11 protein-coding genes and 1 pseudogene are annotated in these 11,646 nt (G+C 73.9%); 8 read left to right on the forward strand and 4 right to left on the reverse strand.

Annotated elements, in window-relative coordinates; genetic code table 11:
• From ACOJTC_RS01065 to ACOJTC_RS01075, 3 genes and pseudogenes are all read left to right on the forward strand, one after another.
• Window positions 1-433 (forward strand): annotated as a pseudogene (locus tag ACOJTC_RS01065) (MscL family protein); the annotation flags it as partial.
• 81 nt (window positions 434-514) lie between these two features.
• Window positions 515-763 carry a hypothetical protein gene (locus tag ACOJTC_RS01070; RefSeq protein WP_420115383.1) on the forward strand — a complete coding sequence of 83 codons (249 nt, stop codon included), beginning with the start codon at window positions 515-517 and terminating at the stop codon, window positions 761-763.
• A 44-nt stretch (window positions 764-807) separates the two neighbouring features.
• On the forward strand, window positions 808-1,167 hold the full coding sequence (locus ACOJTC_RS01075; RefSeq protein WP_145917392.1) for a hypothetical protein: 360 nt from the start codon (window positions 808-810) through the stop codon (window positions 1,165-1,167).
• Window positions 1,168-1,364: 197 nt separating this feature from the next.
• On the opposite strand, the gene ACOJTC_RS01080 is transcribed toward ACOJTC_RS01075, so the two are convergent.
• Window positions 1,365-2,630: a benzoate/H(+) symporter BenE family transporter gene (locus ACOJTC_RS01080; RefSeq protein WP_420115384.1), complete on the reverse strand. Its 1,266-nt coding sequence runs from the start codon at window positions 2,628-2,630 to the stop codon at window positions 1,365-1,367.
• Between the two features lie 70 nt (window positions 2,631-2,700).
• On the opposite strand from ACOJTC_RS01080, the gene ACOJTC_RS01085 reads away from it, so the two are divergent.
• Window positions 2,701-3,261 carry a helix-turn-helix domain-containing protein gene (locus ACOJTC_RS01085; RefSeq protein WP_357925303.1) on the forward strand — a complete coding sequence of 187 codons (561 nt, stop codon included), beginning with the start codon at window positions 2,701-2,703 and terminating at the stop codon, window positions 3,259-3,261.
• Here the strand turns inward: ACOJTC_RS01085 and ACOJTC_RS01090 are convergent.
• Window positions 3,246-4,280, reverse strand: a complete 1,035-nt coding sequence (locus ACOJTC_RS01090) for a response regulator transcription factor (protein WP_363650022.1) — start codon at window positions 4,278-4,280, stop codon at window positions 3,246-3,248. The two genes, ACOJTC_RS01085 and ACOJTC_RS01090, sit on opposite strands and share 16 nt — an antisense overlap.
• Window positions 4,281-4,343: 63 nt before the next feature.
• On the opposite strand from ACOJTC_RS01090, the gene ACOJTC_RS01095 reads away from it, so the two are divergent.
• From ACOJTC_RS01095 to ACOJTC_RS01105, 3 genes are all read left to right on the forward strand, one after another.
• Complete coding sequence (locus ACOJTC_RS01095; protein ID WP_088642022.1) at window positions 4,344-5,063, forward strand: PP2C family protein-serine/threonine phosphatase; 720 nt, start codon at window positions 4,344-4,346, stop codon at window positions 5,061-5,063.
• Between the two features lie 50 nt (window positions 5,064-5,113).
• On the forward strand, window positions 5,114-6,322 hold the full coding sequence (locus ACOJTC_RS01100) for a GNAT family N-acetyltransferase (RefSeq protein WP_420115385.1): 1,209 nt from the start codon (window positions 5,114-5,116) through the stop codon (window positions 6,320-6,322).
• A 67-nt stretch (window positions 6,323-6,389) separates the two neighbouring features.
• On the forward strand, window positions 6,390-7,139 hold the full coding sequence (locus ACOJTC_RS01105; protein ID WP_420115386.1) for a ZIP family metal transporter: 750 nt from the start codon (window positions 6,390-6,392) through the stop codon (window positions 7,137-7,139).
• Window positions 7,140-7,160: 21 nt separating this feature from the next.
• Here the strand turns inward: ACOJTC_RS01105 and ACOJTC_RS01110 are convergent, their stop codons facing one another.
• Both ACOJTC_RS01110 and ACOJTC_RS01115 read right to left on the reverse strand, forming a co-directional pair.
• The gene (locus ACOJTC_RS01110) at window positions 7,161-8,243 is read right to left on the reverse strand and encodes an NAD-dependent epimerase/dehydratase family protein (protein WP_420115387.1); all 1,083 of its coding nucleotides are present in this window, start codon (window positions 8,241-8,243) and stop codon (window positions 7,161-7,163) included.
• Between the two features lie 55 nt (window positions 8,244-8,298).
• Window positions 8,299-9,000: a hypothetical protein gene (locus ACOJTC_RS01115; RefSeq protein ID WP_420115388.1), complete on the reverse strand. Its 702-nt coding sequence runs from the start codon at window positions 8,998-9,000 to the stop codon at window positions 8,299-8,301.
• 535 nt (window positions 9,001-9,535) lie between these two features.
• Here ACOJTC_RS01115 and ACOJTC_RS01120 point away from each other — a divergent pair.
• A partial coding sequence (locus tag ACOJTC_RS01120) for a nitrate- and nitrite sensing domain-containing protein (RefSeq protein WP_420115389.1) occupies window positions 9,536-11,646 on the forward strand: 2,111 nt, incomplete at its 3' end.

The raw sequence follows: 11,646 nt of genomic DNA on the forward strand, positions 1-11,646 counted from the left end.
CGTCGTCGACCTGGCGGTCGGTGTCGTCATCCGCGCCGCCTTCACGGGCGTGGGCACCCAGCAGACCAAGTAGTTACGCGAACCACTGGTCCGGGTCGTCAACGTGCTGATCACCGGCCAGAAGGACGGCCTCAAGGGCTCGACCCCCGAGTTCCGGGGCATCCCGTTCGACTGGATCGCCTTCGTCAACGCCGCGATCACCTTCGCACTGACGGCGGCGGCGCTGTACTTCCTGGTGGTCTACCCGATGAACCGGCTCGCCGAGCGGCGCAAGCGGGGCGAGGAGCCGCCGCCCGCCGCGCCGAGCGAGGAGGTCAAGCTGCTCACCGAGATCCGCGACGCGCTGCTCGCCGGCGGGCACGCCACCCCGGGGCAGCGCGGTGCGCTGGACGACGTGCTCGGCCGGCGTCCGGAGCCGCCCGCCCCGCGCTGACCCCCACCGGCGCACATCGGCCCCTGCGGAATTCCCGCAGGGGCCGCTTCCTGTCGTACACATGTTCGATAGAGTCCGGCCATGGAGCAGCGTAGGCACTGGTGGAACGGCAAATGGGGACGACTGGCGCGGCGGGACGTCTTCCTCCGCGTCGACGCCGACCGGTGGCACGTGGAGCAGCGGGCCGGCGGTTCGGAGGGCGTTTCCCAGTTCTACGAGTACGGCAGCGTCGACGAGGCCGAGGAGACCGTCCGGGCCCTGCTGGAGGGGACGGACGCCTGGCGGGAGCTGTCCCCGCGTCCGCCCGGTGCCTGGGGCCCGGCGGTTTAGCGGTGGGTGGGGCAGGGAACCGCCCGGGGATGAAGCAGCAGGGCATGGCAGAGCAGGCGGTCATCTCCCGGATCACCACCGGCATGCGGGTGGTCGACACGGTCGGGGTCGAGATCGGCACCGTCGACCTGGTCCAGCGGGGCGATCCCAACGCGGTGACCGTGCAGGCGTCGACCGCCGATCCGGGCGGCAGCCTGGACGAGCTGATCGAGTCGGTAGCCGTCGAGGAGCCGGACGTCCCGGCCGACCTCGCCGCCCGCCTGCTGCGCACCGGCTACCTCAAGGTCTCCACCGAACTGGCCCGCACCGGCGCGGTGTACGTGCTGGCCGACCAGATCGCCACGGTCACCGACGACCAGGTACGCCTGCACGTCCCCGTGGGCGACCTACCCCCGGAGGAGTGACCCCACCCACCACCTGCGCTGGCCGGGGGCGACAACCCTGTCACGCATCCTGGGTGAGTCGTCAACGTCATCAGCTCGAAAGGACCCGTAGAGGTATCGCTGCCCGTCGGCAGAGATGGTCCGGCAGAGCCCGGGGTTCGTCCGTGGCTGGTGGGGGCCGGGCGAGGCGGACCGGGCGACCGGGCACGCCCTGGTGTTCAGCGCCCCGTGACCTGCCTGGACTGACCCCCGACCACCGGGTTCCCCTCCGGTTCCTGCGGCCTCGGCAGCCCCACGGCCGGAGCCGGCGTCCGGCGCCGGAAGAGCAGCAGCATCAGGCAGCCGGCGAGCAGTCCCCAGAACGCCCCGCCCACGCCGAGCAGGCTCACCCCCGAGGCGGTGACCACGAAGGTGACCACGGCGGCCTCCCGGCTCCGGGGATCGGGAACGACCGACGGCGGGGTGGAGGAGAGGGCCGAGGTGAGGGCGCCGGCCAACGCGCCGAGCAGCGCGAGCCCGGCGACCGCCTCGATGAGCACGGGCGGGGAGAGCAGCACCAGCGTGGTCGCCGCACCCGCGCCGAGCCCGAGCAGCGCCAGGCCGATGCCGGCGGTCACCGAGGCGATCCAGCGTCGGTCCGGGTCCGGGTGGGCGTCGGGGCCGGCGGCGAGGGCGGCGGTGATCGCGGCGAGGTTGACCGCGTGCCCGCCGGTGGCGGCACCGAGCGCACTGGCCAGCCCGGTGGCGCGCAGCACCGGGGCGAGCGGCGGCCGGTAGCCGAAGCCACGCAGCACCGCCGTACCGGGCACGTTCTGCGCGGCCATGGTGACCAGGAACAGGGGCAGCGCCAGGCCGACCACGGCGGGCAGGGTGAACGCCGGCACGGTCGGCGACACCACCGGCCGCAGGTCGTCGGGGGTGACCCCCACGCCGGTCGTGGTCAGGGCGATCACCACCGCCGCCGCCACCAGCGCGGCCGGGACGGCCCACCGGGGGGCGAACCGGTGCAGCACCAGCCAGGTGACGATCACCGGGGCGGCCAGGGCCGGCACCTCGACCAGCGCGCGTACCGGGGCGGTGCACAGCGGCAGCAGCACCCCGGCCAGCATCGCGGCCGCCACCGGGGCGGGGATGGCGGCCACCGCCCGCCCCAGGGCGGGGAACAGGCCGGCGGTGACGATGAGCAGCCCGCACAGCACGAACGCGCCCACGGCGGCGGGCCACCCGCCGGGGACCGGCCCGGTGGCGACCAGCAGCGCCGCGCCCGGCGTGGACCAGGCGATCGCGATCGGCATCCGGTGCCGCAGGCCGAGCCAGGTCGCGCAGATCCCGGCGGCGACGCTCACCGTGAGCAGCCCGGAGGCGGCCTGCGCCTCGCTGGCGCCGACCGCCCGCAGCCCGGCGAGCACGACGGTGAACGAACTGGCGAAGCCGACCACGGCGGTCACCACCCCGGCCAGCACCGGTTGCAACCGATCCCCCACCACACTCCCCCTCGCGCCCGGCCGCCCATCGTTCCGTTTACGGAACAGCGGCGTGTAGCACCATAGCCGGATGACCCCGCCCCGCCCAGCCCGCCGGCCCGCGCTCGACACCGACGCCGGGGCGGTCGGCCACCGGCTGCGCGCGCTGCGGATGGAACGCGGGGTCTCCCTCTCCACGCTGGCCCGTACCGCCGGGGTCGGGAAGGCCACCCTCTCGGCGCTGGAGAACGGCACCCGCAACCCCACCCTGGAGACGCTCTACGCGATCACCGCCCAGCTCGGCGTACCGCTGGCGGCCGTGCTCGCCGGGCCCGCCGCCACCCCGACCGTGCGGGGCACCACGGTCGTCGCCACCCTGCTGGAGTCGTTCACCGACACCGACGCCAGTTACGAGCTGTACCGGCTGCGGGTCCGCCCCGGCGGGGAACAGGTCTCCCCCGCCCACCAGTCGGGGGTCACCGAACACGTCACGGTCTTCGCCGGGGTGCTCCGGGCCGGCCCGGTCGACGCCCCGCTGACCGCCGCCGCCGGTGGCCACCTGCGCTGGACCTCCGACGTACCGCACGGCTACGCCGCCCTCGGCGACGAGGAGGTCGCCGCCAGCCTGCTGCTGCGCTACCCCCGCACCTGACCCGCGCCGGGCACCCGGTGCTGCACCGCCCACAGCGCCGCCTCGGTACGCGACGCCGAGCCGGTCTTGCGCAGCAGGTTCGACACGTGCACGGTCACCGTCCGCACCGAGATGCCCAGCGCCCGCGCGGCCTGCTTGTTGGACATCCCGGCGACCAGGCAGCCCAGCACCTCGACCTCCCGGCCGGTCAGCTCGGCCTCGGGTGGGGCGGCGGCCCGGGGCGACGGCATCCGCAGGTGCTCCGGCAACGGTTCCCGGACCAGCGCGTCCAGCCCTCGACCGGCGTGCACCGCCAGCAACTCGGTGAGCGCGTACGGGTTGCCGCCGGTGCGTTGCCAGACGTCGGCACAGACCCGCGCCGGGGGTGGGCTGTCGCCGTACACCTGGGTGAGGATCTCGGCCACCTCGGCGACGCCGAGCGGGCCGAGGTGCTGACGCACCGCGCCGCGTACCCCGCAGAGGCGGGCCAGGACGCGGCGGGTGAGGTCGGGTGCGACCGCGTCGACCGGCGGCCGGCTCGCCACCACCAGCAGCGCCGGCAACTGCGGCGCGGTGGCCAGCTCGACGACCAGGTTGAGGCTGGCCGGGTCGAGATCGTGCAGGTCCTCCACCACCAGCACGGCCGGGCCGGCACCCACCAGCGACCGGACGGTACGCACGGCGAGCCGGAGCAGCGTGCCGGGGGCGTACCGCTCGCGCGGCGCGGCCGGATGCTGGGCCAACCAGGCGAGCGCGTCGGACGGCAGGTCGAGCGCGCCGACGTCACGGACGCTGAGCACCGCCGCCAGCCAGTCGTAGGGGGCCGGATCGTGCACCCGTGCCGTCCCGGTGAGGATCACCGCCGGCCGGGGGGAGAGACCCTCGACGGCCGCCGCGACCAGCCGACTCTTGCCCACCCCGGCGGCCCCGGTGATGACGGTGACGGCGGGGGCCGACCGGCCCGTACCGGCCACGGTGGACCACGCCCGGTCGAGCTCGGCGAGCTCTCCGACGCGACCCACCATGGACACCGGGATCATTTCTCCCACCCTACGTACTAGTGCGTAGAGACGGAGCGAGGGTGTATCCGGCAAGCTTGTCCCATGACGCTGATCCTCCGCTCGGCCATCCTCAACGACGTCGGCCTGGTCCGCACCAACAACGAGGACTCGGCCCTCGCCGGTGAACGCCTGGTCGCGGTGGCGGACGGCATGGGTGGGCTCCCCGCCGGCGAGGTGGCCAGCGAGATCGTCATCCGCATCCTGGACGAGCTGGTCCCCCCCACCGGCACCGACGAGGCCGCCGAGGCGCTGCGGGCCGTCGTCTCCACCGCCAACCGGCGCATCCGGGCGGCGATCTCCGCCGACCCGGCCCGCGAGGGCATGGGTACGACGCTGACCGCCGCCCTGCTCGCCGGGGACACCCTGGTCCTCGCGCAGGTCGGCGACTCCCGGTGCTACCTGCTGCGCGACGGGGAGCTGACCCAGCTCACCCGGGACGACACCTTCGTGCAGGCGCTCGTCGACCAGGGGGCGCTCTCCCCCGACCAGGCCCGCCACCATCCGCAGCGTTCCCTGGTCACCCGGGCGGTGCAGGGGGCGGACGCGCCCCCGGCGATCGGGGTGCTGACCGTCTTCGCCGGGGACCGGGTGCTGCTGTGCAGCGACGGGCTCTCCGACTACGTGGCCGACGAGGCGATCCACGGGGCGCTCGTCACCTACCAGGACCGCCGGCACTGCGGTGAGCAACTGGTGAAGCTGGCCCACCAGGCCGGTGCGCCGGACAACGTCACCGTGGTGGTCTCCGACGTGACCGAGGGCTGAACCCGGCCAACCGGGTTGCGGCCGACCGCCGGCCGGGTTGGGATGGACGGATGCTCATCCGTCGCCTGGCCGCCGAGGAACGACTGACCACCAGCTTCCCGCTCCAGGCGTACGCCTTCGAGGCGACCCCGCTGAGCCGGGAGCGGGTCGACGTGTTCCACCGCTACCTGCCGTACAACAAGGGCAACCGGACCCTGGTCGTCGAGGAGGGCGGCGAGGCGCGGGCCACCGCCAGCGCGGTGCCGATGCGGCAGAACCTGCGCGGCGCGGTGCTGCCGATGGCCGGGGTCGCCGGGATCGCCACCCACCCGCTGGCCCGCCGCCAGGGGTACGTCCGCGCCCTGCTCTGCCAGCTCCTCGACGAGATGCGCGACGGCGGGCACCCGGTGACCGCGCTGTACCCGTTCCGGGCCAGCTTCTACGAGCGGTTCGGCTACGTGGGGCTGCCCCGGGCGCGTACCGTCCGGTTCGCCCCGGCCGACCTGGGCCCGCTGCTGCGCGCCGAGCTGCCCGGCACGGTGGGCTGGGAACGGATCGGCGTCGGCTATCCGCACTACCGCTCGTTCACCGAGCGGTGCCTGCGGGAGCGGCACGGTTTCGCGATCTTCCCCGACTTCCGGGACGTGGGACTGCGGGACCGGGACGACAGGTGGCTGATCACCGCGACCGTCGACGGCAGCGTGGTCGGCGCGCTCACCTACCGGATCGACGACCACGGTGGCGAACTGGTCGGCGACGACCTGCTCGCCAGCGACCCGTACGCCCGCGCCCTGCTGTTGCAGTTCCTCGCCCGGCACGTCGACCAGGTGGAACGGATCAGTCTCCGGGTGCCCGCCGACGAGCTGCCCGAGCTGTGGCTGACCGACCTGGCCGTGCACGTCGAGGCCCGGGTGTCCCGGCCCGGGTCGCCGGCGCCGATGGCCCGCCTGCTGAGCGTGGACGCCCTCGCCGGGCTGCCCGCCGGGCCGGGCCGGGTACGGGTGGACCTGGTCGACGACCGGTGGCTCGCCGGCACCCACCTGCTCGACGGCGTCGACGGGCGGCTGGTGTTGGCCCCCGGCGGCCGGTCGGCGGTGACCGGCGGTGGCCCGGTGCCGACGGCGACGCTCACCGCCGCCGGGTTGTCCGCGCTGGCGTACGGGGTGCTCGACCCGGCCGAGGTGCACATCCGGGGGCTGGGCCAGGTCGGCCCGGAGGCGGGGAACGAGTTGCGCCGGCTCTTCCCCCGCGCCCTGCCCTACCTGTTCGCCGACTTCTGAGCGGCCGGCCACCCGCCGGGCCGCCGGGTCTGGTTGACGCGGTGCGGGGGCGGGTACGGTCCCCGGAATGCCACAGTGGTTGCAAGCCGGGGCGTGGGGCCTGTTGGCCGGTTCCGCGCTCCTGGTCGGGGCGGCCGTCGGGTTCTTCCTGCCGGTGCCACGCAAGGTCGTCGCGTCGATCATGGCGTTCGGTGCGGGGGTCCTGCTCTCCGCGGTCTCGTTCGAGTTGATCGCCGAGGCGCACGAGCAGGGTGGGCTGCTGCCGACCGCGATCGGGGCGGCGGGCGGGGCGTTGGCGTACACGGGGGCCAACCTGCTCCTCGCCCGACGGGGTGCCCGGCACCGGAAACGCTCCGGCGGGGAACAACCCTCCGAGCGGGAGCAGCCCGGTTCGGGCTCGGCGATCGCGGTGGGCGCGCTGCTCGACGGAATACCCGAGTCGGTGGTGATCGGCGCGAGCCTGCTGGCCGGTGGCCCGGTCAGCCTGGTCACGGTGGCCGCGGTCTTCCTCAGTAACGTCCCGGAGGGCCTGTCGAGCGCCGCCGGCATGCGCCGGGCCGGCCGTTCCCGCCGGTACGTCTTCGGGCTCTGGACGGCGATCGCCCTGGTCAGCGGGCTCGCCGCGCTGCTCGGCAACACCCTGCTGGGTGGTGCGCCGCCGGAGCTGCTGGCCACCATCACCGCGCTGGCCGCCGGGGCGATCCTCGCGATGATCACCGACACCATGGTCCCGGAGGCGTTCGAGGACGCCCACCTGCTGGTCGGCCTGATCACCGTCCTGGGCTTCCTGACCGCGTTCGCCCTCTCCCACGCCTGACGGACCGGCCGCCGTTGACGGTCAGTAGGGGTCGCCCTGGCCGGGGGCGCGGCCCCGGAGCAGGCCGGCGGCCCGACCGGGCAGGTCGGCGACGCCGGACATCGGCGGGCCGGCGGTGTGCGCGCCGTCGGCCATCCCGGCGAACAGTTCCCTCAGCGCGGTCACCGCGTCGACCCGCGGCTGCCAGCCGAGTTCGGTCTCGGCCCGCGCGCTGGACATCAGCGGCGCGGCGAGCCCCAGCTCGACCCAGCCCGCGTCCACCGGTTGCAGCCGGCACCGCCAGGTCAGCGCGGCGGCGGCGCGCAGCACCGGGGCGGCCACCGGCACCGTCCAGCCCTTGAAGTGCCGGGCCACCAGCTCCGGGGTCAGCACCGGGTCCGCGGCGACGTTGAACGCGCCGCGCGCCTCACCGAGGACCGCCCGGGCGTACGCGTCGGCGACGTCGTCGGCGTGCACCGCCTGCATCCGCAGCCGCCGGTTGGCCGGTACGAGCGGGATCCGGCCGTACCGCAGCAGCCGCACCGGGGCCAGTGGCCCGAGGAAGTACCTGGTGATCTCGGTGCCGGCGTCCCGTTGAAAGATCAGTCCGGGGCGCAGCCGGACCACCCGCAGCCCCGGCTGGGCGGCCTCGACGGTGTCCAGCATCGCCTCCACCTCGGCCTTGTCCCGGCTGTACGAGGAGCCGGGCACCCCGGTCGCCGGCCACCGTTCGCTGATCGGGTGGTCCTTCGGGCCGGGCGCGTAGGTGCCGACCGACGAGGCGTACACCAGGGCGGGCACCCCGGCCCGGACGGTGGCCTCGGTCACCGCGCGGCTGCCGCCGACATTGGTCCGGTGCAGGGTGCGCTGGTCGTGGCTGGGCTGGATCTGCCAGGCCAGGTGCACCACCGCGTCGGCCCCCGCGACGATCGCGGTGAGCTGGTCGACCGCGCCCGGCGCGCCGATGTCGCAGGAGTGCCACCGCACCCCGGCGTAGGGCGCGCCGGCGTCGGGGCCGGGCAGCCGGCGGGCGATACCGACCAGGTCGAGCCCCGGTTCCCGACCCAGCCGGCGCAGCACCGCCGTGCCCATGTTGCCGGTGGCCCCCACGATCACGATCCGCATGCCGGGTGCGGTACCCGCTGGGCCGTCCGCCAACCCCGCCGGGGCGGATCGTGGGTCAGCCGCCGGCCGGGGTACGGGCCGGACCGTTGTCGACCAGCTTGAACGTGCTGCGCAGCGGCGCGTCGCCCAACTCTTCGAGGATCAGGCCCCGGCTGGGCGAGAACTGGAGGAACGCCGAGTCGTTGCTGATCGCGTATGCGCCCTTGCCCTTGCTGACGATGCTGAACAGCTGCGTCGGCTTCCGCTTGTCGCAGGCCGTCCCCTCGACGGTGAGCGGCGTGCCGTCGCCGGGGTTGACCGCCTGCCAGCAGGCCGGGTCGTCGTTGGCGGGGTGGCCGTCGCGCCGGCCGTACGCCTTGATCAGGTACTTGCCGCCGCCGACCGGCGTCGGGACGAACAGTTGGCGTCCGCTGTCGTCGTCGACCTCGACGAGCGTGCCGCCGTCGAGGGCCACCCCGGACTCGGTCGCCTGCACCCGGACGATGGTGACCTCCCGCTTGCCGGACAGCGCCCCGCCGGCACCGGCTGTGGCCGACGGCTTCCCGGCGGGTCGGGACGGGCTCGCCGACGCCGGGGGCGCGGTCGGGTCGGGTGCCGTCGTGGCGGTGGGCGTCACCGCGGTGGAGGGCGTCGCCGACCCCGACGGCGTGGCCGTGGCCGACCCGTCGGCGGCCGGCGTGCCGCCGTCCCCGCAGGCCACCAACGCCCCGGAGCACGCCAGCACCGCGACCCCGGTGACCCACTTCAGCTTCGACATCCCCTGCTCCTCCACCGGCGACCCCGCGCGGGTGCGCGGAGTGTCCACTGCGCTCCATCCGGACGATGGACGCGCCACAGCATCGAACTGGACGCCGGTGACCCCCCGGCGGTTTCCCCGTACCCGGAGGAACCCGAATCTATCTGCGCCACCGCGCACCGGGGCCGGCGGCCGGGCGGGCCGTGCCGGGACCGGCTCCGGCGGCGGCGTCCACAGTGACCCGGGTCACGTCAATGTCGCGTTCTTCCATCGACCGTGACCCCTGCCAAATGGCTGACCAGTACGAACAGCACGACCGTCCACTGTCGTCGAATCGTGGGCGGGTACGGGTCCGGATAGACGGTAGGGTTGTCACACATCGGCGTCGACCAGTGGCGTAGGACCGCCGCTGTCTGTGGCTTGACCAGGATTGGATACGACGACTTTGGCGCACAAACAGGCCGACCGCGAAGAACCGCGCCGTGCCTCAGACGACCAGGCCGCACCGACGACACCGGGTCGTCGTGCCGGTCGACCGCAGTCGATCAAACGGCGCGTGATCAGGCTGGTGCTCATTCCCAGCGTCGTCGCCCTGGTGGTCTGGCTCGTCGCCTCCGGCTATCTCATCTTCCAGGGTTTCTACAACCGCCAGGTCGCCAACAGCGTCCGGCAGGTGTCGATCCCGGCGGTCTCCGCGTTGTCCTCGATCCAGCAGGAACGGCGGCTGAGCGTCAGCTACCTCACCCAGCCGTCCCGGGATCTCAGCCGGCTCATCGAGCAGCGGCAACAGACCGACCAGCGGGTGGCCACCCTGCGTCCCGCCGCCAACGCCGCGCTGGGCAACGCCCCGGACTCGATCGTGACCCGGTGGGAGACGCTCGCCGGCCTGCTCGACGAATTGGCGAGCGTGCGGAGCACCATCGATTCCCGGTCGGCCAACGGGACGGGTGTCTACGATTTCTACAACCGTCTGCTCGACGCCGCGACCGACCTCTTCGACACCCAGGCGAGAATCGTCCCGGACGCCGCCGCAGCCCAGGGCGGTATCGCGGCGACCGAGGCTTTCCGCGCCAGTGACCTGATGTCCCGGGCCGGTTCGACCATTGACGGCGCTTTCGGTGCCCGTACCCTCAGCCCGCAGGACCATCTCGACTTCACCAACCTGGTCGGGGCCTATCACGCCGGCCTCAACAACGTGGCTCCGCACCTCGAACCGGAAGCCCGGGAACGCTTTGCCGCGATCACCACGAGCGACTCCTGGAAAGAACTCGTCGCGGCAGAAAACGCCCTGGTCAGCAATGGGCCGTGGCGTTCCGGCGTACCGCGTGCCCTGTCGTTCAACCGGGCCCGGTGGGAAGTCCTCACCCGGCAGGTGTCCGACGATCTGATCAACCTGACCGTGGTGCAGGCCGACACGGTCTCGGCGCGGACCCTGCGCACCGGCAACACCCAGCTGTTCACCGCCTCCCTGGGCAGTCTGGTCGCGCTGCTCGTCGTCGTCGCCGCGATCATCTGGGCGATCCGGCAGTCGCAGATCCTGGTGGACCGGGCGTTGTCGGTACGCCTCGCCCAGCTCGGTCGGGACGCCGAGGCGGTGGTCGACAAGCAACTGCCGGCGATGATGGACCGGCTACGCCGACGGGAGAAGGTCGACCTCGCCTCCGAGCTGCCGCTACCGGATTACGGCAGCGACGAGATCGGCCGGGTGGCCGAGGTGATCAACCGGTCGTTGCAGGCCGCGGCGGGTGCGGCGGTCGACGAGGCGAAGACCCGGGCGGCCGGTATCGCGATGCTGATGGGTGTGGCCCGCCGCCCGCAGCGCCCCCTGCAACGCGGCCTGAAGGTCATCGAGGACCTCCAGAACCGGATCGGCGACGAGAAGCTGCTGGCCGAACTGTTCGACATCAACCACCAGCTCACCCAGACCCGCCGGTTCCTGGAGAACCTCGTCATCCTGGCCGGCGGTCAGATCGGCCGCCGCTTCCAGAACCCGGTGCCGGTGCGCCGGGTGCTGCTGGCGGCCTTCGCGGAGGCCCAGCAGTACCAGCGCATCACCCTGCGCAGCGCGCCGGACGTGGCGGTCGCCGGGCCGGCGGTGGCTGGCACCGTCCACCTGATCGCCGAGTTGCTGGACAACGCGCTGGCGTTCTCGCCGCCCGAGACCACGGTCTGGGTGACCTGCATCGAGGTCAAGCGCGGCATCGCGGTGGAGATCGAGGACGCCGGCGTGGGGATGCGGGCGGACGCGTTGGAACGGGCGAACGACCTGCTCGCCACCGCGCCGACCCCGGACGTGACGGCGCTGAAGGACGGCGCGCAGGTCGGCCTGCACGTGGTGGCGGAGCTGGCCAAGCGGGACGGCGTCCAGGTGAGCCTGCGGGCGTCGGCGTACGGCGGCCTGCTGGCGATCGTGCTGCTGCCCGACCGGGTGATCGTCACCGAGTCGTACGTCGCCGAACTGGACCGTACCGACCCGGGCGTCCTGCCGCTCGGCGGCGTCGCCACGGCGATGTCGCGGCCCGGTGTCGGCGCGGTGCTGCCGGTCGGCGGCGGCCGGCGGGAGCTGCACCCGGCCGCCGGGGCCCGACCCACCGCCGTGGCGACCACCGCACCGGGCGGGGCCGGGCGGGCGCCGGCCGGTCCCCCCGGGGAGCGACACTCCGACCG

Origin of the sequence: Micromonospora sp. (genome assembly GCF_048594385.1) — a bacterium.
Classification (GTDB): Bacteria; Actinomycetota; Actinomycetes; order Mycobacteriales; family Micromonosporaceae; genus Micromonospora; species Micromonospora wenchangensis.